At 64.8% G+C, this 23,279-nt stretch carries 17 protein-coding genes; 8 read left to right on the forward strand and 9 right to left on the reverse strand.

The genetic code is table 11. From position 1 onward, the window contains the following. Positions 1-101 precede the first annotated feature (101 nt). The 7 genes from ACN4F8_RS21980 to ACN4F8_RS22010 form a co-directional block, all read right to left on the reverse strand. Positions 102-578, reverse strand: coding sequence for a hypothetical protein (locus tag ACN4F8_RS21980; protein WP_419475528.1), 477 nt, complete (start codon positions 576-578; stop codon positions 102-104). Positions 579-650: 72 nt separating this feature from the next. Then, complete coding sequence (locus ACN4F8_RS21985) at positions 651-2,618, reverse strand: hypothetical protein (protein ID WP_419475529.1); 1,968 nt, start codon at positions 2,616-2,618, stop codon at positions 651-653. Between the two features lie 8 nt (positions 2,619-2,626). Beyond that, the gene (locus ACN4F8_RS21990; RefSeq protein ID WP_419475530.1) at positions 2,627-3,397 is read right to left on the reverse strand and encodes a hypothetical protein; all 771 of its coding nucleotides are present in this window, start codon (positions 3,395-3,397) and stop codon (positions 2,627-2,629) included. A gap of 64 nt (positions 3,398-3,461) precedes the next feature. Beyond that, on the reverse strand, positions 3,462-3,923 hold the full coding sequence (locus ACN4F8_RS21995) for a hypothetical protein (protein WP_419475531.1): 462 nt from the start codon (positions 3,921-3,923) through the stop codon (positions 3,462-3,464). Further along, on the reverse strand, positions 3,920-4,579 hold the full coding sequence (locus ACN4F8_RS22000) for a hypothetical protein (RefSeq protein WP_419475532.1): 660 nt from the start codon (positions 4,577-4,579) through the stop codon (positions 3,920-3,922). Before ACN4F8_RS22000 ends, ACN4F8_RS21995 begins: the two co-directional genes overlap by 4 nt. A gap of 145 nt (positions 4,580-4,724) precedes the next feature. Further along, positions 4,725-5,282, reverse strand: coding sequence for a hypothetical protein (locus tag ACN4F8_RS22005; protein WP_419475533.1), 558 nt, complete (start codon positions 5,280-5,282; stop codon positions 4,725-4,727). Positions 5,283-5,482: 200 nt separating this feature from the next. Beyond that, complete coding sequence (locus tag ACN4F8_RS22010) at positions 5,483-5,992, reverse strand: Lrp/AsnC family transcriptional regulator (protein WP_419475534.1); 510 nt, start codon at positions 5,990-5,992, stop codon at positions 5,483-5,485. Between the two features lie 179 nt (positions 5,993-6,171). Between ACN4F8_RS22010 and ACN4F8_RS22015 the strand changes: the two genes are divergently transcribed. The 5 genes from ACN4F8_RS22015 (at position 6,172) to ACN4F8_RS22035 (ending at position 15,684) form a co-directional block, all read left to right on the forward strand. Further along, a complete protein-coding gene (locus tag ACN4F8_RS22015; protein WP_419475535.1) occupies positions 6,172-9,771 on the forward strand; it encodes an indolepyruvate ferredoxin oxidoreductase family protein in 3,600 nt (1,199 codons plus the stop codon). A gap of 137 nt (positions 9,772-9,908) precedes the next feature. Next, positions 9,909-10,235 (forward strand): preprotein translocase subunit YajC, encoded by a 327-nt coding sequence (gene yajC, locus ACN4F8_RS22020; RefSeq protein WP_419475536.1) that lies wholly within the window; start codon positions 9,909-9,911, stop codon positions 10,233-10,235. Between the two features lie 99 nt (positions 10,236-10,334). Continuing rightward, on the forward strand, positions 10,335-12,209 hold the full coding sequence (gene secD / locus ACN4F8_RS22025; protein WP_419475537.1) for a protein translocase subunit SecD: 1,875 nt from the start codon (positions 10,335-10,337) through the stop codon (positions 12,207-12,209). Positions 12,210-12,224: 15 nt separating this feature from the next. Then, positions 12,225-13,178: a protein translocase subunit SecF gene (gene secF, locus ACN4F8_RS22030; RefSeq protein WP_419475538.1), complete on the forward strand. Its 954-nt coding sequence runs from the start codon at positions 12,225-12,227 to the stop codon at positions 13,176-13,178. A gap of 82 nt (positions 13,179-13,260) precedes the next feature. Continuing rightward, on the forward strand, positions 13,261-15,684 hold the full coding sequence (locus tag ACN4F8_RS22035) for a DUF1631 family protein (protein ID WP_419475539.1): 2,424 nt from the start codon (positions 13,261-13,263) through the stop codon (positions 15,682-15,684). Positions 15,685-15,703: 19 nt separating this feature from the next. Here the strand turns inward: ACN4F8_RS22035 and ACN4F8_RS22040 are convergent, their stop codons facing one another. Together ACN4F8_RS22040 and ltrA are read right to left on the reverse strand one after the other, a co-directional pair. Continuing rightward, positions 15,704-16,582, reverse strand: coding sequence for a M48 family metallopeptidase (locus ACN4F8_RS22040; protein WP_419475540.1), 879 nt, complete (start codon positions 16,580-16,582; stop codon positions 15,704-15,706). A 120-nt stretch (positions 16,583-16,702) separates the two neighbouring features. After that, entirely contained in the window at positions 16,703-18,409 is a 1,707-nt protein-coding gene (gene ltrA / locus ACN4F8_RS22045) for a group II intron reverse transcriptase/maturase (RefSeq protein WP_419475541.1), read from the reverse strand. 1,047 nt (positions 18,410-19,456) lie between these two features. Between ltrA and ACN4F8_RS22050 the strand changes: the two genes are divergently transcribed. The 3 genes from ACN4F8_RS22050 to ACN4F8_RS22060 all read left to right on the forward strand — a co-directional run bounded on the left by ACN4F8_RS22050 (position 19,457) and on the right by ACN4F8_RS22060 (position 22,918). After that, positions 19,457-20,845, forward strand: coding sequence for an AmpG family muropeptide MFS transporter (locus ACN4F8_RS22050; RefSeq protein WP_419475542.1), 1,389 nt, complete (start codon positions 19,457-19,459; stop codon positions 20,843-20,845). A gap of 100 nt (positions 20,846-20,945) precedes the next feature. Then, a complete protein-coding gene (locus ACN4F8_RS22055) occupies positions 20,946-21,662 on the forward strand; it encodes a response regulator (protein WP_419475543.1) in 717 nt (238 codons plus the stop codon). Beyond that, complete coding sequence (locus ACN4F8_RS22060) at positions 21,659-22,918, forward strand: sensor histidine kinase (RefSeq protein ID WP_419475544.1); 1,260 nt, start codon at positions 21,659-21,661, stop codon at positions 22,916-22,918. Before ACN4F8_RS22055 ends, ACN4F8_RS22060 begins: the two co-directional genes overlap by 4 nt. Positions 22,919-23,279 lie beyond the last annotated feature (361 nt).

Below are 23,279 nucleotides of genomic sequence, written 5' to 3' on the forward strand. Positions count from 1 at the left end.
GCGGAGCGTGGGGGCAAGGTGTCGCCGCCGGGCCGCCCCAAGGCGAAACAGCCCCCTCGGGGGGCAGCGACCCGCGCAGCGGCGGAGCGTGGGGGCACTCCTCAGAGAGCCGTGATGTCGGTCTGCACCGGCCAGCGCAGTGACTGCATCGTGCTGTTGCCCCGGGACTCAAACTCGTGCTGCAGCAGCAGCGTGTAGCGGCCCGGGCGTGGTGTGCAGAGCCGGTAGCCTTCGCTGACCTGGTTGAGCGTGATGCCGCCGGTTTGTTCGGTCTGCAGGCGCCACGACTCCACGTCCGAGGTGCTCATGCGCAGGGTGACGCAAAAGCCGCGCTTCATGTTGGACACCACCACCAGTCGCTGTTCAGCGCTCCAGTCGCCGCCGACCACCGGGATGAGCTGGGTGGGGTGGCTGTTTTCCAGCACCCGCACGACGGGCGGCACCGTGATGCTGATCCGCAGCGACGCGCTGGCACCCGCCGGGCCTGCCACCACGGCTTCGCTCATGCCGGTGGTGGGCGCCAGGAGCAGGGCACCGGTGGCCAGGCCGGCAAGGATGGAGCGCATTGAGCGGGACATGTCCCACTATCGGCCCGCCTGTTGAAAACTTGAACCCTTGCGCGTGACCGCAACCGACTTTCGCCGCGACGTTCACTCGCTGCGCTGCACCGGAATGCTCAGGGACAGGTTTTCCCGCAGCCGCACGTCCACCTTGGTCTGACCATCGCCCACCACGTTCCAGGGCAGGGGCAAGGTGTCCGAGCGCACGTTGACCGTGCGCGGCCCAGTGGCTACAAACGGGAACTCGAAACGGCCCTGGTTGTCGGTGCGCGTGGCGTAGCGGTTGTCCAGGAACACGGTCACGTTGGCCACGCCGGTTTCACTGGCTTCCTGGGTGCCGCTGCGGTTGGCGTCGAAGTACACCGTGCCCTCGATGCGGCCACCGCCTTCGGCCGCCTTGCCGCCCAGCGGCACGTTGCGGCTGCCGGCTTCGAGCTCGTAGCGCAGAACCGCGTAGACGGAGCGGTCCGAGTCGGCGATGACCTGCGGCAGCGGGGCGAGTGGGTCGAGCGAGTTGTTGAGGCGGCTGCGCCCGGTGGAGCGGTTGAAATTGCCCTCCAGGCTCCAGCGCGTGTCGATGCGCCACTGGGCGCCCAGGTTGAGGTTGTGTCGCGTCTGCCCGGTGTTGCTGCGTTCGGTATTGAAGATGCCGCGCACGCTGGCCCTGGCGCTCAAGGGCATGGCCATGCTCACGGCACCGTTCCAGGTGGTCTCGGCGGACTGGAACTCGGTAGCACCGTACACGGTGGAGCCCAGGCTGGTGGAGAGCGCCCAGCCCTGCGGCACCCCCCATTCCTGGTCCCAGGTGATGCCGCGCGAATCGGCCTGGCTGTCGTCGCCGGTGACTTCCAGGCGCAGGCCACTGGCGCCCCAGCCGTTCTGGAAGCGCCAGTCGACATAGGTGCTCCAGGCGTTGCCGTTGAAGCGTCGCACCGCGGTGCCAACGCCCAGCGCCTGGTCGCGGTTGAGACGCCAGCGCGCGGACCCGGTGGCGAAGTAGCCACTGCCGGTGCGGCCCACAATCGAGTCCAGCCAGTCGACCGAGCCTTCGGCAGACCACTGGCGCGTTCGCCAGCTCGATCGCAGGTAGGCACCCACGATGTTGTTGGCGATCGCCAGGTTGGCCCAGGTCAGATTGGGCTCCAGACGGTAGGCGCCAGCGCCGTGGCGGCGTGGTCCGTCGTCCCATTCACCATCGATCCAGTAGCCGCCCCGGCCACCGCGCACGTTGCTCGCCTGCGTCTGCATCACCTGGCCCTGGATGCGGTGCTCCGCGCTTTCGTGGCGCAGCGCCAGCAGGGTGGAGTTCGCGTCGACGAGCTCACCGATTGCCTGGGGCGCGTCGACAATCGACACGCCGCGCGCATCTTCGTGCCGCAGCGCCACCGTCCAGCCCTGACTGGACAGGCCTTGCTCACCGGTGGCGTTGATCTGCCATTGGCCGCCCAAGGTGGTGCGCCGTCCCGGCAACCCCCGAAAGCCGCTCGCGGGCAGGAACGCCAGTTGACCAGGCTCGCCGGTGGACGCTTGCAGCTGCAGGCCCCGGCTGGCGTGGCCCCATTCGGTGCTCACCCCTTGCAGGATGGTCGAGGGCAGGTACACGCGGGTTGGCAGACGCGTGACGTCGGGGGTGGGTGAATTGATCACACCCGCCTCATTGCTCACCAGCCAGCCACCCTCCAGCGGCAGGCCGCGCTGGCGCAGCGTGAGGGTGCCGTTGCTGCCGCGAGACGCGTAGGTTCCGTCGATCGACAGCGTTCCGTGGTTGGGCGTTTCGAGCAGGCCGTAGATGCCGTAGCCAATGCGGGTGGTGCGGGTCTGGTCGAACGGCTCGGTGCCGAGCCGGGTTTCCAGGCGCAGGAAACGCGGCAAACCCTCGGGGTTGTAGACGTAGGCCTCGGTGTCTGCGGCGGGCTCGGGCGGCAGGTTCTCGATCACCCGGTCCACGTAGGTGGGCGTGGCTGCACCAGGCGCGGGCACTGCACCTTGTGCCCAGGCGGCTGGCAGCGGGGTCGCAAACGCCAGGAAAGCCAGCAGGCAACGGGACGGGCGCGCCACCCCGCCCCTCATGGGGCGAAGCTGGCGTCCAGCGGCAGTCGGTTCTTGCCCCACTCGAGGTTGCCCTTGATGGAGAGTGGGAAGCGGACCTCTCGGGGAGGCTTGCCTTCTTCAGCCACAGGGTTGATCGTCACGGCGCGCGTTTCGCCGGCCAGAATGGGCAGATCGGCGGGGGCCATTTCAAGGCGGCTGCCGGAGGCGTCGGTGCCGTTCACAAACCCTTCGAGGCGACCGTGGGCGTTGCCGCGGTTGCGCACTTCAACCACCGCCGTTGGCTTGCCGTTGACCGTGGACACCTTCGTGCCCACCAGTTCCAGCTGAGGCGCTGCGCCGCCGATGGCCGCATACACCACCACACCGATGCGTCCGCTCACGGGCATGTTCAGGTTGCCCTGCGCCTGAGCGGCGTCCAGGCCTTCCACCATGAGCGCAAAGCGGCATTCGCGCGCGGTGGTTCCGGGCGGCGGCGTGATCTCGAATCGGAAGCGGTAGCGCGCGCCCGGCTCGATCACCAGGTCGCGCCGTTCGATGGCCACCCAGGGGCGGCAGCTGTCGGCGGCGAGCTCCTCGCTGAAGGTCACCGAGTTGTCGGCGTTCAGCGTCCAGTCGCTGGTGTAGATGCGGAAGTTGCCTTTTTGCTGGCCGACGTGCTGGATCTCCAGCACCTGGCGCAGCGATTGACCTGCGGTGGCCTGCACTTCAAAACGCGGTGGTGTGATGTAAGCCGCAAAGCCCTGGGCCTGACTTGCCAGCGGTGCAAGCAGCAGAAGACCGGACACCCAACCCGGTAGCGCCTTCGGTGCGCGAAGCAAAGATGTTGAATGCGCAAACGGCATGGCAGGGTCAGTCGACGTCGAATTCGAAGTGGAAGTTCAGGCGCCGGCTGTTCGATGACCAGTCGGCGTTGGAGCGCAGGCGCACCTGCATCTGGTCTTCCAGGGTGGCGCCGGGGATGGTACCGGCGTAGACCAGGGTGCGCTCACCCGAGATCAGGCGCCCGGGCTGCAGGCGCCCCTGGGTGGTCCAGACGGCTTCGATGCTGGAGGCCTCGTCGCGCGGCAGAACCATGTAGATACGGCCACTGCGGCCCATCCAGTCGCGGGTGTCGATGCGGATGTTGACACGTACCCATGCCTCCATGCCGCCCGCGTACGACTGTCCCGGCGTCAGCGGCAGCCATTGCATCTGCACATTGGGCGGCACGGTGTGGCTCAGCGAGTCGTCCAGCCGATGCGGGTTCGCCCACATCGTGCCACTCACCAGCCCGCAGACCACCAGCGCCAGAACGTGCTTGATCGAGGTCATGGGCTGCTGAGGGTGTAGGTCACCTGACCGGTGTAGGTGCCCGCCGCTCGCACTGTGCTGTTGGCGTAGCTGAAGGTGTGGCAGTTCTCCAAGTAGCGGTTGCCGGGTACGGTGGCCAGGGTCTGGGTGCCACCGTTGAAGGTGCCTGCCGAAATGATGTCGGCGATGCCGCCGTTGGGGGCCGAGGTGGTCCAGCTGATCTGGCTGATCGGGATGATCTCGCCCGTGGCCATGTCGATGAGGTTGGTGGGTGAGGACACCGTCAAGGTGGCGCTGTTGGCACCGCTGTTGCGGCGGAAGCCGGCTCCGATCATGAGCTGGCTGGCGGGTGTCGGGCAGGTGTTGTTGCCGTCGCCGTACAGACTGATGTTCTGGGTGCTGTCGCTCGTCATGGCCAGGGCTGCGCCGCTGAGCATCTGTGCCACGGAGGGCGCAACCGACACTGTGTTGATGGGGCCACTGCGCCCCACCGAGCCGTTGAACGATCCGCTGGCGTTGCTGACCGCGCCATTGCCCACATGCAGGAACAGGCGCCGCGAGCCCGACGTGATGTTCAGAGACCACGCGTGGGCGGCCGCCATCTCCGCCACGCAGAGCAACGCCAGGCCGGCGCTGACGAGGTGGCGTGGGGTGCTGGAGCGGAGGGCGCGCTTCATGGCGTGATTGTGACCAGTGTGTGTACAGACGGTTCCCGGGCAGACCGGGTTGCGCCACCAAAAGCAAACGGAGGGTTGCTGTTCGCAGGCCCTCCGTGGTGCGTGGCCCGCGTCATCGCGTAGCCAACTGGTGTTCACCGATGGATCAAGGCGCCACAGCGGTGTAGGTCACTTGCGTCGTGTAGGTGCCGGCGCCCACGGGAGCGGTGGCACCCTGGTGGTTGTAGCTGAACGTCCAGTTGCTGGTGCGGTTGATGGTGCGGCCGGAGGTCGGGGTCACGGTGGTGGCGGCTGCGCCGAACGCGGGGTGGGGCAGGGTGCCGGCGGATGCCACGGCAATTTGCGACAGCGGGATGGAATCCGGGCCCGAGGTGAGCGCTGCGCCGGTCGACGCGAAGTTCACGTTGCCGATGTTGGACAACAGCTGCACCGGAACCACGCCGCCCGAGGTGGCGGCGATGTTGCCGTCCACGCCGACTTGCGGGTCGGTCAGAACGAAGTTCACCAGGTCCACGGTGTTGGTGTTGGACAGGATGGCTCCGGTACCGACCTTCAGGGCGATGAAACCGGGGATCACGACTTGCAGGTTCAGGCGGGCGGTGGCGGTGCCGGTGCCCGTGACCAGCTGCGACTCGGCCGACGCCAGCAATGGAGTGGCCAGCGCCAGGGCCAGGGTGGTTTTGAGGAGCAGGGCTTTGTTCACGACGTTTCCTTCAAGTGGAGGTGATGGGTGTGGGCTGAGGACTTTCAGGTACCTGCTCCACGGGGTTGGTTGAAGGGATGTTACGAAACGACACGAATGAAGGCAAGCTCGAAAACGGAAAAAACGCACATATCTCAAAGACTTACAGCGACTTTGTTACCCAGCGGCACAAAAGCTGAGACGAATGGCTGCAAATTTGTTCAAGTTTTGGAGCGGTTTGCCGTGTTTGTACTTTTAGCCAACAGGTGCGACAACGGAAGTGCACTCCCCGATTTCACTTCGCCCAGCGAAAAGCTGGTGTGCAGGTCTTTCACGTTGGGCAGGTTGAGCAGCACCTCGCGGGCGAACTGGCTGAAGTGGTTGAGGTCGCGGCTGACCACCTGCAGCTCGAAAGTGCCGGAGCCGCTGATGTAGTGGCACGAAACCACCTCCGGAATTTCGCGGATGGCGTTTTCCAGCTTGCGCGTGACGTCGCCGCTGTTGCGGTCGGCGTCCAGGCGCACGAAGGCCAGCACGCCCAGGCCGATCTTTTCGCGGTCGATCTCCGCGCGGTAACCGCGGATGAAGCCGGCTTCTTCGAGTGCACGCACGCGCCGCCAGCAGGGCGCGGCCGACAGGCCTACGCGCTGGGCCAGCTCCGCGTTGGTGAGGCGGCCATCGCTTTGCAGTTCTTGCAGGATGGTGATGTCGAACTGGTCGAGTGTTTCCATGAGGGCCTCCAAAGAGAAAGAATGTTGCTCGATCATCGATAAAACGGGCATGAAACGCAAACACCTGTCGCGCGTCGGGGCATACACTGTGCGCCACACTGGGGTTGCGCATCCAACGGCCTGCGCCCTCGCACCCACCAAGCCCACGAAGCGATGCCGCCACAACGGAGACAAAAAACATGAACGCCCCCCTGCCCGACCACATCCGCCGCGCCCTGGAAACCGTGACGCTGGATGACAAATACGCGCTCGACCAGGGCCGCGCCTTCATGAGCGGCGTGCAGGCGCTGGTGAAACTGCCCATGCTGCAGCGCCAGCGCGACGCTTTGGTGGGCAAGAACACGGCAGGTTTCATCAGTGGCTACCGGGGCTCGCCGCTGGGCGGTTACGACCAGGCCTTGCAGAAGGCCGCGCCCCACCTCAAGGCGCAGAACATCGTGTTCCAGCCGGGCGTGAACGAAGAGCTGGCCGCCACCGCGTTGTGGGGCACGCAGCAGCTGGGTTTTGCGCCGCCCGGCACCAACAGGTTCGACGGCGTGTTCGGCATCTGGTACGGCAAGGGCCCGGGCGTGGACCGCTGCTCCGATGTGTTCAAACACGCCAACATGGCCGGCACCACGCCCTGGGGCGGCGTGATCGCGGTGGCCGGTGACGACCACGTGGCCAAGAGCTCGACCGCCGCGCACCAGAGCGACCACATCTTCAAGGCCTGCGGCCTGCCGGTGTTCTTTCCCACCTCGGTGCAGGACATTCTTGACCTCGGCCTGCACGCCATCGCCATGAGCCGCTTCAGCGGCGTGTGGGCCGGCATGAAGACAATCCAGGAGATCGTGGAATCAAGCGCCACGGCCGTGATCGACCCGGACCGCGTGAACATCGTGGTGCCCGAGTTCGTCATGCCGCCCGGCGGCCTGCACATCCGCTGGCCCGACCACGCGCTGGACCAGGAAGCGCGCCTGTTCGACTACAAGTGGTACGCCGCACTCGCCTACATCCGCGCGAACCAGCTCAACCACAACGTGATCGCCGGCCCGAACGACCGCTTCGGCCTGATCGCCAGCGGCAAGGCCTACAACGACACGCGCCAGGCCCTGCTGGACCTGGGGCTGGACGACGACACGTGCCGGCGCATCGGCCTGCGCCTGCACAAGGTGGCGGTGGTCTGGCCGCTGGAGGCACAGACCACGCGCGAATTCGCCACTGGCCTGCGCGAAATCCTGGTGGTGGAAGAGAAGCGCCAGGTCATCGAGTACCAGTTGAAGGAAGAGCTCTACAACTGGCGGCCCGACGTGCGCCCCAACGTGCTGGGCAAGTTCGAAGAGGCCGAAGGCGACTTCAGCGGCGGCGAGTGGAGCATGCCCAACCCGAGCGAGCGCACCCTGCTGCGCGCCAACGCCGACCTGTCGCCCGCGATCATCGCGCGCGCGATTGCCAAGCGCCTGAAGAAGATGGGCCAGGTGCCCGAGGACGTGATGGCGCGCATCGACGCGCAGCTCGCGATCCTGACCGCGCAGGAGCAGTCGATGCAGACCCTGCTTACGCAAGGTGTGGCCGGCTCCGAGCGCCAGCCCTGGTTCTGCTCGGGCTGTCCGCACAACACCAGCACCAAGGTGCCCGAGGGTTCGCGCGCCATGGCCGGCATCGGCTGCCACTTCATGAGCATCTGGATGGACCGCGCCACCGTGGGCTTCACCCAGATGGGTGGCGAGGGCGTGCCGTGGGTCGGCCAGCAGCCGTTCAGCCATGACCAGCACATGTTTGCCAACCTGGGCGACGGCACCTACTTCCACAGTGGCCTGCTGGCGGTGCGCCAGAGCATCGCGGCCGGTGTGAACATCACCTACAAGATCCTCTACAACGACGCCGTGGCCATGACCGGCGGCCAGCAGGTGGGTGAGCGGCCCGAGGGCCACAGCGTGGTGCAGATCGCGCAGAGCATGCGGGCCGAGGGCGCGGTCAAGATCACCATCGTCACCGACGAGCCCGAGAAGTACGCCGGTGTGAAAGGTCTGCCCGAGGGCATCGCGATCCAGCACCGCGACCTGCTCGATGCGGTGCAGAAGGAATTCCGCGAGATCAAGGGCACCACGGTCATCATTTACGACCAGACCTGCGCCACCGAAAAACGCCGCCGCCGCAAGCGCGGCACGCTGGTGGATCCGGCCAAGCGCGTGGTGATCAACGAGCTGGTGTGCGAGGGCTGCGGCGACTGCGGCGTGCAGTCCAACTGCCTGTCGGTCGAGCCACTGGACACCGAGTTCGGCCGCAAGCGCACCATCAACCAGAGCAGCTGCAACAAGGACTACTCGTGCACCAAGGGCTTCTGCCCCAGCTTCATCACGGTTGAAGGCGGCCAGTTGCGCAAGAAAGACAAAAAGGGCGCTGTGCCCGAATGGACTGGCGGCGCCGTGCCCGCGCCCCTGTTGCCCACGCTGGGCTCGGAAGCCTGGGGCGTGATCGTCGCCGGTGTCGGCGGTACCGGCGTCATCACCATCGGCCAGTTGCTCGGCGTGGCCGCGCACCTGGAAGGCAAGGGCATCGTCACGCAGGACGCAGCGGGCCTGGCGCAAAAGGGTGGCGCGACCTGGAGCCACGTGCTCATCGGCGCGCAGCAGGACGACATCCGCACCACGCGCGTTTCAGCTGCTTCGGCCGACCTGATCATCGGCTGCGACCCGATCGTCAGCGCCAACAAGGAAACCTGGCAGCGCCTGCGCGCCGGGCGCACGCACGTGGCGCTCAACGTGAACGCCACGCCCACGGCCGCTTTTGTGAAGAACCCCGACTGGCAGAACCCCGCGCAGGCCTGCGTGGACGCGCTGGTGCACAGCCTGGGCGCCGAGTCGGTCGGCGCGTTCGACGCCGAAACCGCCGCAACCCGTCTGTTGGGCGACAGCCTGTACACCAACCCCATGATGCTGGGCTACGCCTGGCAAAAGGGCTGGTTGCCGCTGGAGCTTGAATCGCTGATGCGCGCCATCGAGCTCAACGCCGTGCAGGTGGACAAGAACAAGACGGCGTTCGAATGGGGCCGCCGCGCCGCGCACAACCCGCAGGCCGTGGCCGCCCTGTGGCAGAAGGCCGGTGTGGGTGAGCAGGTGATCCAGTTCAAGAAGCGCGACTCGCTTGACGAGCTGATCGCGCGCCGCGTCGAGTTCCTCACCGGCTACCAGAACGCCGCGTACGCCGCCGAGTACCAGCGCTTCGTTGCCCGCGTGCGCGCGGCCGAAGCGCCGCTGGGCAAGACCACACTGAGCGAGGCCGTGGTGCGCAACCTGTTCAAGCTCATGGCCTACAAGGACGAGTACGAGGTGGCCCGACTGCACAGCGACCCGGCCTTCCATGCCCGCCTGGCCAGCCAGTTCGAAGGCGACTTCAAGCTCAAGGTGCACCTGGCACCGCCGCTGATCGCCAAAAAGAACGAGCGCGGTGAACTGGTCAAGCAGCCGTTTGGCCCCTTCATGTTCACAGCCTTCAAGTGGCTGGCCCGTTTCAAAGGTCTGCGCGGCACGGCGCTGGACATCTTCGGTCGCACCGAGGAGCGCCGCACCGAGCGTGCCCTGATCGGCGAATACCGCGCCGACATCGACGCGCTGTTGCCCGCGCTCAGCGCCAGCAACCTGGAGCTGGCCGCCGACATCGCCCGCATCCCCGAGCACATCAAGGGCTTTGGGCATGTGAAGGAGCGCAACCTCGCCGCTGCCCGCTCGCGCCGCGCCGCGCTGCTGTCCCAGTGGGGCCTGCACGCCAGCGCGCCCACCCTGGCCCGGGCGGCCTGAGCCACGGGCGCCGAGCCCAGCGCTTTCAGGCACCCCCGGCATACAATTGCGGGTTGCGTTCCAGCGCCCGGGCGCCGCTTGTTGCGGTGCCCGGGCGCTCGGCCTTTTCTTGATCTCGAACCTGTTGGAGACCGCCCGTGTTCATTTCCTCCGCTTACGCCCAAGCCGCCGCCGCTGGCGACACCCAATCCACCATCCTGGGCATGCTGCCGCTGGTGCTGATGTTCGTGGTGCTGTATTTCGTGATGATCCGCCCCCAGATGAAGCGTCAGAAAGAGCACAAAGCCATGGTCGAGGCGCTCGCCAAGGGCGATGAAGTCGTCACCGCCGGCGGCTTTCTGGGCAAGGTCTCCAAGATCGGTGAAATCTACGTCGGCGTGGAACTTGCCGACGGCATGGAAGTCCAGATGCAGCGCACCGCCGTGGTTCAAGTGCTGCCCAAGGGCACGTTGAAAAGCGTCTGAAGGTGTGCAACGGGGGCGGTCTGACCGCCCCGCGCGTTTCTGCCCAGACCTCCGTCCGACCACGCTGACACACCTGCGGCCTTCAGGGCCGGCACCACCATGAACCGTTACCCGCTGTGGAAGTACGCGATCCTGCTGATCGCCATGCTGATCAGTGCGATCTACGCGCTGCCCAACCTGTTTGGCGAGTCGCCTGCCGTGCAGGTGTCTGCAGCCCGGTCCACGGTGCGCATCGACAGCGGCACGGTGACCCGGGTGGAGCAGGCGCTTTCGGCGCAAGGCGTTCAAGCCGCGCTGATCCAGCTCGATGCCAACTCGGTCAAGGCCCGCTTCGAGACGACCGACGAACAGCTCAAGGCGCGCGACGCGCTGGAAAAAACGTTCAACCCCGATCCCGCCGACGCCAGCCACGTGGTCGCGCTCAACCTGCTGCCGCGCACCCCGAACTGGCTCGCCTCGCTGGGCGCCTCGCCCATGTACCTGGGCCTTGACCTGCGCGGTGGTGTGCACTTCATGCTGCAGGTCGACATGGCCGCCGCCTTGCAGCGCCGCGCCGACGTGCTGGTGGCCGATCTGCGCACCCTGCTGCGCGAAAAGGGCGTGCGCCATGGCGGCATCAGCCGCAACGGCCAGACGCTGGAACTGCGCGCCGGCGATGCCCAGACCCTGGGCGCTGCGACCGATCTGATCCGCGCGCAGTTTCCCGATCTGGTGCTCACCGACACGCCGGACTTTCGCCTGATCGCGACCCTGCGACCCGAAGCCGCCCGGCTGGTGCAGGACCAGGCCCTGAAGCAGAACATCACCACGCTGCACAACCGCATCAACGAACTCGGCGTGGCCGAGCCGGTGATCCAGCAACAAGGCGCGGACCGCATCGTGGTTCAACTGCCCGGCGTGCAGGACACCGCCAAAGCCAAGGACATCCTGGGCCGCACCGCCACCCTGGAGGTGCGCATGGTCGACGAGTCCACCGACGGGCTGGCCGCCGAGCGTGGCACCGGCGCAGTGCCGTTCGGCTCCGAGCGTTACCCCGAGCGCGGTGGCCGGTCGGTCGTCGTCAAGCGCGACGTGCTCCTGACCGGGGAGAACCTCACCGACGCCCAGGCCGGCTTTGACAGCCAGACCCAGGAAGCTGCCGTGCACCTCTCGCTGGACGCCAAAGGTGCGCGCATTTTCCGCGATGTCACGCGTGAGAACGTGGGCAAGCGCATGGCCATCATCCTGTTCGAGAAAGGCCGCGGCGAGGTGGTCACTGCGCCGGTGATTCGCGGTGAAATCAGCGGTGGCCGGGTGCAGATTTCGGGCGCCATGACGAGCGTGGAAGCCAGCGACACCGCCCTGTTGCTGCGCGCCGGTTCGCTGGCGGCGCCCATGGAGATCGTTGAAGAGCGCACCATCGGCCCGAGCCTGGGCGCCGAGAACATCGCCAAGGGCTTCAACAGCGTGATCTGGGGCTTCGCCGTCATCGTGCTGTTCATGTGCGCTTATTACATGCTCTTCGGCATGTTCTCCAGCATCGCGCTGGGCTTCAACTTGCTGCTCCTGGTGTCGCTCCTGTCGATGCTGCAGGCCACGCTGACGCTGCCAGGCATTGCCGCCATGGCGCTGGCGCTGGGCATGGCGATCGACTCCAACGTGCTGATCAATGAACGCGTGCGCGAAGAACTGCGCCGCGGCGCTTCACCGCAGGTGGCGATCAACACCGGTTACGACCAGGCCTGGGGCACCATCCTCGACTCCAACATCACCTCGCTCATCGCCGGTCTGGCGCTGCTGATCTTCGGCTCGGGTCCGGTGCGCGGCTTTGCGGTGGTGCACTGCCTGGGCATCGTCACCAGCATGTTCTCCTCGGTCTTCTTCTCGCGCGGCCTGGTCAACCTCTGGTATGGCCGGCAGAAAAAACTCAAGACCGTGTCCATCGGCACCGTCTGGCGCCCGGATGACCAGACCCCCGCCGTCAAGGCCGACTGAACGAGGCGCCGCACCATGGAACTCTTCCGCATCCGCAAGGACATCCCGTTCATGAAGCACGCGATCGTGCTGAACGCCATCTCGCTCATCACATTTGTGCTCGCGGTCTTTTTCCTGACCACCCGTGGCCTGCACCTGTCGGTGGAGTTCACCGGCGGTACCGTGATGGAGGTGGCCTACGAGCAACCCGCCGACCTGGAGTCGGTGCGCAAGGTGATCGAAAACCTGGGTTATGCCGACGTGCCGGTGCAGAACTTCGGCACCTCGCGCGACGTGCTCCTGCGCTTGCCGGTGCAGGCCGGCCAGTCGTCCGGTCAGCAGAGCGAGACCGTGCTGGCCGCCTTGAAGGCGCAGAACCCGGCCGTTGAACTGCGCCGCACCGAGTTTGTGGGACCGCAGGTGGGGCAGGAGCTGGTCTCCAGCGGGCTCATGGCCCTGGGGTTGGTGATCGTGGGCATCATGATCTACCTGGCCTTCCGGTTCGAGTGGAAGTACGCGGTTTCGGCCATCGTGGCCAACCTGCACGATGTGATCATCATCCTGGGCTTCTTTGCGTTTTTCCAGTGGGAGTTTTCACTCGCCGTGCTGGCTGCCGTGCTGGCCGTGCTGGGTTACTCGGTCAACGAGTCGGTGGTGATCTTCGACCGCATCCGTGAGACGTTTCGCAAACAGCGCAAGATGGCGCCCCAGCAAGTGATCGACCACGCGATCACCTCCACCATCAGCCGCACCATCATCACCCACGGCTCCACCCAGATCATGGTGCTGTCCATGCTGCTGTTTGGCGGACCAACGCTCTTTTACTTCGCGCTGGCCCTGACCATCGGCATTTGCTTCGGCATCTATTCGTCGGTGTTCGTCGGTGCGGCCATGGCCATGTGGCTGGGCATCAAACGGGAAGACCTGATCAAGTCCAGCAGCAAGAACGAAGGCGATCCGGACGACCCGAACGCAGGCGCTGTGGTTTAACCGCGAACCGCACGCCGGCCCCTGTTCTGCGAGACCGCTCACCCCCGGACGGGCATGCCTTTCATGTCATACTGAAAATATTGTGTCGCCCCCCGATCAGCACGTCTCCTCCCTGGCCAAACAGGCACGTGAACTCTTCGTGGTTCATGTGGGTCGTGCCCTTCCCGAAATGGTCAAGGCCTGCGACACCCGCCTGACCGCCATCCTTGACCAGGCCGGCCCGGCCCGCGAGATGCAGATTCGGCGCGACGCCTGGACTGCCTTCCAGAAACACCAGACCACCTGGCTCAACCACAGCCGCAAAGCCTTGCAGCGCACGTTGCTGCCGCGCATGTCCAGTTCTGGACAGCCCATCAGCATGTCGGGCGCACTGGAACTGGTGGCCGAAGGTGCCATCGACGACCAGATCATGGCCTCCCGCCTGGCCATGCGGGTGCTGGAAAAAGCGTCCACCGAACTCAATGAGCTGCGCCTTCGCGTGCAGCACCTGGAACAGCGTCAGGAGCTGTCGCGTGGCGACGTTCTGTTGCCCGACGTGACCGCCCGCATTCTGGTGGACCAGTGGCTGGAAGCCGAGATGTCGCGCGATGCCTGGGCCCTGGTGCAGGACGCCCTGGCCCCGATCATGACGACCAAGTTGCACGACGCCTACAAGGCGGCCAACGAATTCCTGGTGGCCAGCGGCGTCATGAAGGAAATCGATCTGCAGGCATTGGTCAGACGCGCACCGGGCGCGCGCTCTGAAGGTCCGCCTGCAGCACCGCCGCAGTCCAGCCCGGTGGGCGCACGTGTTCCACCCGGCGGCGCTGCGCGCGCCGGCGGAGCGGCCGCCGGGTTCCGGCCCGCTTCCGGGGGCGCTGGTGCGGAGCAGAGCCCGCATTCGGGCGCAGCCCAGAGCAACTTTGGCGGTGCCAGCTCTTCGGGCCGCTCAGGTGCCACCGGCTCCCCGAGCACGGGTGTGCAGGACGAAACCCGCATGATGACCAGTGCCTCGCCGCTGGCGCGCGCGCGCATGCGTGCCCAAGGCGTTGTGGGTCGGTTGCGGCGCATGCTGATCGACAAGGTCGGCGGCGACTTCGAAGCCACACAGATCCTGCCCCCCTCTGCTGGTTTGGCACAGGCCATGCAGCGTGTGGTGCCGGGCGACAGCGCTGGTGCAGGTTTTTACGTGTCGGGCAACAGCCGCCCGGGCGCTGTTTACATGGACGCCTCCCATGTGGAGAAAGCGGCCGTTGTTTTGCGTCAGCGCACGGCCGAACTCAAGCAGGCTGCGAGCACGCCCACCGAAAAAGCCACCATCGAGGTGGTGGCGCTCATGTTCCAGAGCATCCTGGCCGAGGAGCGCATACCGCCCAGCGTGCGGGTGTGGTTCGCGCGGCTGCAGATTCCGGTGTTGCGCGTGGCGCTGGCCGAGCCTGAGTTCTTCAGCGCCTTGCAGCACCCCGCCCGCCGCCTGATCGACCGCATGGGCTCGTGCGTGATGGGCTTTGAGTCCAACGTCAGTTCGGCCGCGCTGGAGGCCGAGATCAAGCGCGTGGTGCAGGTGATCGAGCAGTACCCGGAAACAGGCCGGCGCGTGTTCCAGCTGGTGTTCGACGAGTTCCAGAAATTCCTCTCCACCTACCTCAGCGAGCAAGGCAGTGCCAGCCGTTTCGTGAGCGTGGCGCAGCAGGTCGAGCAAAAAGAAACGCTGTCGGTGCAGTACACGATCGAGTTGCGCAAGCTGCTGGACGATGTGCCGGTGCGCGATGAAGTGCGCGACTTCCTTTTCAAGGTGTGGGTCGATGTGCTCGCGGTGTCCAGCGTCAAGTACGGTCTGCGCCACGAGGAAACCAGTGCGCTCAAGCAGGTGGCCTCCGACCTGCTGTGGGCGGCCAGCGCCAAGCCCAACCGCGATGACCGCGCCCGCGTGATCCAGCAACTGCCTGCCCTGTTGCAGCGCCTGCGTCAGGGCATGGGGCTGCTGGGCTTCACCACCGGCATGCAGGACCAGCACATCAAGACCGTGAGCGACACGCTGGCCGACGCCTTCATGTCCCGCACCGAAGCGATCTCGCAGGAGCAGCTGGACAACCTCTCCGAACGCCTGGCCAATCTGGAAGATTACTTGCCGGCCGACGGGCTGGGCGATCTGGACCTGAACAACGAGAGCATCGAGATGATCACGGGCGTGGACGCCAGCAACATCGAGGTGATCAACCAGGGCGGCAGCCAGCCCAACGAGGCCATGCGCTCATGGGCGGTTGAGTTGCAGATCGGCTCGTGGTTTGGTCTGGACCACAACGGCAAGCTCAACAGCGTGCAGCTGGCCTGGCGCAGCCAGCGCGGGCAACTCTACCTGTTTGTCACCAACGGCGGGCGTTGTTTCCTGATCCAGTCGACCCGCGTGGCATCCTATTTGCAGGCCGGTCTGCTGGTGCCGAGCGAAGAGGAAGCGCTGACTGTGCGTGCCACGCGAGACGCCCTCACCAAGCTCGACGCCAACCCCGAGCGCCTCTTGAGCTGAACCGCTTCACCGGATCGTTTCAACCCTTGCGGGCTTGCTCGTAAAGGCCTTGTACCCGCGGCACATTGCTCTCGAGTTCGCGGATGCGGTTGGGGCCACTGGGGTGGGTGGACAAGAAGCCGGGGCCCGCACCGCCACTGTTTGACGCCATCTTCTGCCACAGGCTCACGCTGGCTTGTGGCCTGTAGGCCGAGCGGGCCGCCAATTCAAGCCCGACCAGATCGGCTTCGGTTTCGTCTTCGCGGCTGAACTTGAGCGTGAGCAACTGCGTGCCCAGGTTGGCCGCCACATCACCCAATTGACCCAGACCGAACAACTGCGCAGCAATCGACAGGCCGATGCTGGTGGCGCTGCTCTTGGCCACCCGGGCGCGTGCGTGCTCGCGCAGGGCATGGGCCATCTCGTGGCCCATGATCATCGCGGTCTCGTCGTCGGTGAGCTGCAGCTTTTCCAGGATGCCGGTGTAGAAGGCGATCTTGCCGCCCGGCATGCAGAAGGCATTGACCTGGTCGCTGCGGATCAGGTTGACTTCCCACTTCCACTCGGTGGCGCGTTTGTTCCACTGGGGCGAGTGCGGAATGATGCGGCGCGCGATGTTGCGCAGCCTCTGAACCTGGGGATGACCGGCCGGCAGCAGCAGCTTCTTGGTGTTGGCCTCGCTCATCATCTGGGCGTATTGCTGGTTGGCCGCGCCCTCCAGTTCTTCGGCCGGAATCAGGTTGCGCAGGGCCGAAGCCTGGCCCACGTCCACCTGTGCGGCAGCCGGCAGCACACTGCCCGCTGCCGCTGCGGTCCCCGCCAACAGAAAGCCGCGGCGTGCCGACCAGACGTGATCGGGCCGCGATGCGGAGGATGGGGGGGATTTGAGGTCGCAGATGAAACAGGAGGGTAGGGCCATAGTATTTCTACTATAGCCCCCCCAGGGAACCGTACGTGCGCCTTTCAGCGCATACGGCTCTTGCACGTCCTTTGACTACGCGGAGTAAACGGGTTGCAAACCCTGTGCCGCTTCATCAAATTAAAGTCCCCGTACTGGGACCGGCTTGGTTACCTCCAAACCTAGGGCGTGAATACGCCGGTGACACCATGGGTGCAGCAACACACGATTGGACAGACTGTGCGAACCACCCAACCGTATTGGAACGATGTGGTGGTCATGAAGCCTGTCGTCCTCGTGGTTCATCTCGGTGCCACAGTGAACGCAGTTGCCGTTTTGGTTCATCCACAGATCGAGTCGTTGACCGTTCCAGATGGATTGCTCCATCCGTTCCCGTCTCAGTTTCTCTCGATAGACTTCCCATGCGGGATCAAATGGGTGGTATTCCCCCTTGACCTTCTTATGCCGAACAATTTTCGTGTCGGCTAGGTGGTACAGCTGCAGTTGGATTGCCTCTTTCCGCCTGTTGCGTATGGTCGCCAAAAATTCCCAGCGGCCCGCGTCATGTGTCCAGTAGTACAGGAACACCTTTCCTCGAACCCATCGTGGGTGTCGGCGCATTCCCCATCGCCGCAACCGCCAGAAGATCTGATGGTCGAGCTTGGTGAACACCTCCTTGGCGACAACGCCGTGGTGGTATCGCGCCCAGCCCTTGAGGATTGGGTTTAGCTCCCTGATCAAAGTTGCCTTTGACTTTGAGAGGTGTTTTGCGATCACATCACTGACCTTGCCATAGAACGCTTTCACGTTTTTCTGGCTGGGCTTGATGAGCAGTGTTCCCGTGTATTTCCGGAAATTCCAGCCCAGGAAGTCAAACCCGTCATCGATATGTGCCACGCGCGTCTTACCCTCGTGCAGTTGCAGTCCCCGCTCGCGCAGGAACGCTTCCACCCAAGGCCGGACCATGGTTTCGAGCACCTCTTTCGAGTCACCCGTCACCACAAAATCATCGGCGTATCGCACCAGATGAACCTTGGCCTTTTTGGCTCTTGTGGTTCCCAGTTGGTCTTGTAAGAACCGTGTGAGTCCCGCTTCGAGCCCGTCCAGCGTCAGGTTTGCAAGCAGCGGCGAGATGATCCCCCCCTGGGGAGTACCCGCCTCCGTTTTCTGCAGCTGCTGTTTATCCACCACTCCGCAGCGCAACCATTGCCCCAGTACCCGCTTGTTCATGTGAACGTTGGCGAGCAACCAGTCATGGTTGATGTTGTCGAAGAACCCCGTGATGTCTGCGTCCAGAACCCATTGGGCCGAAGCCTTCTTGGCCAGGCACACAAACAACTGTTGCCGTGCGTCGTGCGTCGACCTTCCCTTTCTGAATCCATACGAATTCGGGTCGGCGTGGCACTCTGCAGCAGGCTCCAGTGCCAGCAGGAACAGTGCCTGCATGGCGCGGTCTTTCATGGTCGGTATGCCCAGTGGCCGTTTCCTTCCATCCGCTTTAGGAATCCAGGTCCGCCGCAGCGGCTTGGCCCGGTATCCAGCGAGGTTCAATTGACTGACTGCGTTCAGTTTTTCAATTGGCTTTTTCCATAGTTCGCGGTCCACGCCACAGGTCCGCTTCCCTTGGTTCTCGGTAACTTTCCTGACGGCCAATGCCTTGGCTTGCCAGGATCGGATCAGGCTTCTTTGAAGTCGTTTGACTCTTCGGAAGTCCTTCGCCAGTTCTGCCTGCGCGATTCTCGTTTGTGCTTTCCCTACGAAGTAATGAACGGCTCGCCAGTCCATGGCAGTCCACCCATTAGATTCGCCCGGGGACGCAGCATCGAAATCTTCCTCGATGTAATCCATACCTTCTCCGGTTCGGTTAGGACCCGGGTAAGGACACCTTCCCCGGAGGGACGATGCCCCCCCCCGGGTCGGTTGTTGAAAGACACGCGCGGCTCGCGCGGTCGATGCCTATTACAAGTCAGCGGGCTTTCACCCCAGGGCAAATCTTGAACCCCTATGCCACCCATTACAGGTGGCCATTCGCTTTTTGTAACGTCCTCTGCCCGCTGCACCATGGCCCTCACTTGCGTTCGGGCTGCCCCTGTCCGGAAGGACTGAGGCGATACATCGGGTTTACCTCGTTTCCCAAGATGTCCTGTCGGTCGGCGGACCGACAGACGGGGTTAGGGACTCACTTTCCACCGGGTGCGCGCTGGGGAACGAGTCAGAGGTGCACGACCCTCGACTCCCTGGCACCTTGCCTTTTGGCTCCAGCTCCCTTCAGATGAAGGATGCAAGCGTAAGCTGGTCTATTCTTACGGCGGTTCCGACGTGAGTTCACATTACATTTCCCATACCCTTTTCCTCCGCGTCTCCTCCCAGGCTTGTTCTGGAAGTCGGACGCACTCACGTGCGGCCTGTATGTCTTGCGACATGGGACGTTTACCCGCAGCTTCACACCCCCGGATTACTCCAGACGCATGTGCGGAAGAGGACACGCTGTTCCAAGCGTGGTTCAGTTGAGAACAAGACATCTTGAGCGGTGCCGCTCACGAATAGCCTGCACATTGGCCAACTGCAACGGTTTGTAAAACACGCGCAATAACACCTCTGAGCAGAGAAATTTGTCTCTTTTCAGCTACTGGTTGTGCCCCTCGCGGGGCACAACCTACCGTTCATACCCCGTTGCGGGGTCTGCCCGGTGCAGCCAAAAGAGCGCCTTTCGGCTGCACAAATTCGCCCTTTTGAGAGGGCGTTTCCCGCGTCTCTCATAGGAGAAACAGGCTATCGTTAATGTCGTCATGAAGACGACTATGTGGCGACTTCGAGTCGCACCATGCGTGAATAATAGTCAAAGCCATGGGGGTGTGCCCACCCCGGCGAACCCATCCTCTGAACGGCGTGCCGATGACTCCACCCACCCCCGTGACCCGTCTCTCGGCCGCCGATCCGGTGCCGCAACCCAACCCGACCTGGGGCGAAACCCTGCGTGTGTACCTGGAGCCCGCGAGCCTGCGCATGTTCGCCCTGGGCTTCTCGGCTGGCCTGCCGTTGCTCCTGGTGCTGGGCACCTTGAGCTTTCGGCTGCGTGAAGCCGGCCTGGACCGCACTACCATCGGCTACCTCAGCTGGGTGGGGCTGGCCTACGCGTTCAAGTGGTGCTGGGCACCGCTGGTGGACCGCCTGCCGCTGCCGTTTCTCACGCGCTGGCTCGGGCGGCGGCGCAGCTGGCTGCTGCTCTCGCAGTTCCTCATCATCGCCTCGCTGGTGGGCATGGCGCTGTCCGATCCCCGCACGGGCCTGACCATGGTCGTGTGGTGTGCGCTGGCCGTGGCGTTTGCGTCGGCGACACAAGACATTGCGCTGGATGCGTTTCGCATCGAGTCGGCCGACGCACGCCACCAGGGTGCGCTGGCCGCCACCTACCAGACCGGCTACCGCCTGGCCATGATCTGGGCCGGCGCTGGTGTGTTGTGGATTGCGGCGCGCGCCGAGGTGGCACCGGCGGCCGCGGTGGCGGGTGCAGCGCCGGGCGTGCTGTACCAGCAGGCCGCGTGGACCACGGCCTACCTCGTGATGGCCGCGAGCATGCTGGTGGGCGTGTTCACCGTGCTGTTCTCGCGCGAGCCGGCGCGCGTGGTGTTGCCGCCGTCGAAGAACGCAGCCGAATGGTTGCGCAGCGCACTGGTGGAGCCGTTTGCCGATTTCCTCAAGCGCTACGGCAAGCAGGCGGTGCTGATCCTGGCGCTCATCGGTGTGTACCGCATCAGCGACGTGGTGATGGGCATCATGGCCAACCCGTTTTATGTGGACATGGGTTACACCAAGGACGAGGTGGCTGCAGTCACCAAGGTGTTCGGCGTGATCATGACGCTGGTGGGTGCGTTCATCGGTGGCGCGCTCTCGCTCAAGCTGGGTGTCATGCGCGTGCTCATGCTCGGCGCCGTGCTCTCGGCGGCCAGCAACCTGCTGTTTGCCTGGCTGGCCGGGCATGGCCACGACGTGACCGCGCTGGTGCTGATCATCTCGGCCGACAACCTGAGCTCGGGCGTGGCATCGGCCGCATTCATCGCCTATCTTTCCGGCCTGACCAACGTGAGCTACTCGGCCACACAGTACGCGCTGTTCAGCTCGATGATGCTGCTGGCGCCCAAGTGGCTTGCGGGCTATTCGGGCGCCTTCGTCGACGCCTACGACTACCCGACTTTCTTCATCGCCACGGCCTGCCTGGGCGTGCCGGTGCTGCTGCTGGTCTGGCTCGCTTCGCGGGTCGCACCCGTGGGCCAGCGCCCGTGACCGTGTGCTGCGTTCACGTTTCTTTACGCCCACCACAACCCGTGTTCACAACCGGCCTGCACGCTCAACCGTTCTTGTCAATCGACTCCACAACACACCCATGACATCCCAGTTGCTGATGATTGAAGACGACGCCCGACTGGCCAAGATGGTCGTCGAGTACCTTGGCCAGTCGGGCTTCGAGGTGACCCACGCCGCCGACGGCGAGGCGGGCCTTGAGCAGCTGCAGCTCATCCAGCCCGAGCTGGTGATCCTCGACTTGATGATGCCGGGCATCGACGGGCTGGAAGTGTGCCGGCGCATTCGCGCGCTGCAGGGCGATGTGGCCCGTGTGCCCGTGCTCATGCTCACCGCCAAGGGCGACCCGATGGACCGCATCATCGGCCTGGAACTCGGCGCCGACGACTACTTGCCCAAACCCTTCGAGCCGCGCGAGCTGCTGGCCCGCGTGCGCGCCGTGCTGCGCCGCCGTGGCGAGACCGGCAGCGCCAGCGTGTCGCGCAGCACGCCGGTGATGCGCTTCGGCTCGCTGGACATCGACCGCGACGCACGCACGGTGCTGGTGGCCGGCCAGACGTGTGAACTGACCTCGTACCAGTTCGACCTGCTCGTGGCCATGGCCGAGCGCGCCGGCCGTGTGCTCACGCGCGACCAGATCATGGAGGCGGTGCGCGGGCGCGAGCTCGAAGCCTTCGACCGCTCGATCGACGTGCACATCGGCCGCATCCGCAACGCGATTGAAGCCGACAGCAAAGACCCCAAACGCATCCTCACCGTGCGCGGTGTGGGGTACGTCTTCGCGAAGCAACAAGATTGAAAGCCTTCTTCGGCTCCAAGCTCTACCTGCGCATCTGGCTCGCGGTAGTGGCAGTGGTGACGGTGTTGACGCTAGCGGCTGGCTGGTTGTGGCAGCAGGCGCTGGACAACGACCGGGCCGAGCGCGACGCACGCGTCACGCGCACGATCGTGGTTCGCGATGCCAGCCGTGAGGTGATTGGCGAGGCGCCTGCGCGTGCGGTGCGCATCCCGGGCGGGGGCTGGGAATTCGAAGTGAACATGAAGGACGGGCAGAAGCTGTTTGTGCTGCTGCCGCGTCCGAACCGGCCCGAAGGTGTGAATAACCCGGGCCGCCGCGCGCCCGCCTGGTTGCAGACGCCCACCGGGTTTGCGTGGCTGCTGGGCTTTGTGGCGCTGGCTGTGGCGCTGGGTGCTTATCCGATCGTGCGGCGCCTCACCAAGCGGCTGGAAGGCCTGCAAAAGGGCGTGGAGCGCTGGGGTGACGGTGATCTGTCCACGCGCCTGCCGGTACAAGGTCAGGACGAAGTGGCGTTTCTCGCCGAACGTTTCAACGCAGCAGCCGAGCGCGTGCAGACACTGGTGAAGTCGCACAAGTCCTTGCTGGCCAATGCGTCGCACGAACTGCGTTCACCGCTGGCGCGCATCCGCATGGGGCTTGAGCTGCTGGGGCGCGACAGCGTGAGCGCACAGCAGCGCAGTGAAATGGCGCGCAGCATCGATGAGCTCGACCAGTTGATCGACGAAATCCTGCTGGCCAGCCGGCTCGATTTGCGCGACGCCAGCGACGTGTCGGCACTGGGGCCCACGGAAGAGGTGGACCTGGTGGGACTGGCCGCCGAAGAGTGCGCGCGCACCGGCGCCGATCTGGACATTGCGCCGGGCGCCTCACCCGCGCTGGTGCAGGGTCACGCCAAGCTGCTTCGGCGCGTGCTGCGCAACCTGCTGGAGAACGCCCGCCGCCATGGCCACAACACGGCGTCGCCAAGGCTCGAAGGGGCGGAGCCCGACGTGCGCTTGCGGCTGTCGATCGAGCAACAAGCCATTGAGCGCGCTGCGGTGCTGTGGGTGGAAGACCGAGGCCCGGGCGTGCCGGCCGACCAGCGAGAGCGCATCTTCGAGGCCTTCTACCGCCTGCCAGGCGCCAGCGAGCGCGAAGGCGGTGTGGGCCTGGGGCTGTCGCTGGTCAAGACCATCGTCGAGCGGCATGGCGGCCATGTTCACTGCGAAGACCGACCCGGTGGTGGTGCCCGGTTTGTCGTGCGCTTGCCGCTCTGAGCCCAGCCTGTGGCTTGTCCACCCGGGCAGCGTTCGAAGTTGGTGAAAATTACCTAACAACTGTGCTTCTTTGGTATTCAAAAATCTGCCAAATCCCACAGGTGGGGGATGGTGGAACGGCCCGCTGCACAGCACAATATCAACCGTTGCTGTCACAACAAGCCAAGAAGAACAGATTCGGCAAACCCCACACGTCGCCCAGCGCGTTTGAAACCGGTCTCCCAACGACGTCCCTTCAAGGACTTTCAAAAGCCACCGCAAGGTGGCTTTTTTTTGGTGCGCCCGGCACGGGCGCTCTCTCGGAGGTGCAAGTCCTCCCGTAAGTTGATCACAGCGAACGAAGCGAAGCGCAACTGCATGA

Origin of the sequence: Hydrogenophaga sp., from assembly GCF_048549895.1 — a bacterium.
Taxonomy (GTDB): Bacteria; Pseudomonadota; Gammaproteobacteria; order Burkholderiales; family Burkholderiaceae_C; genus Hydrogenophaga.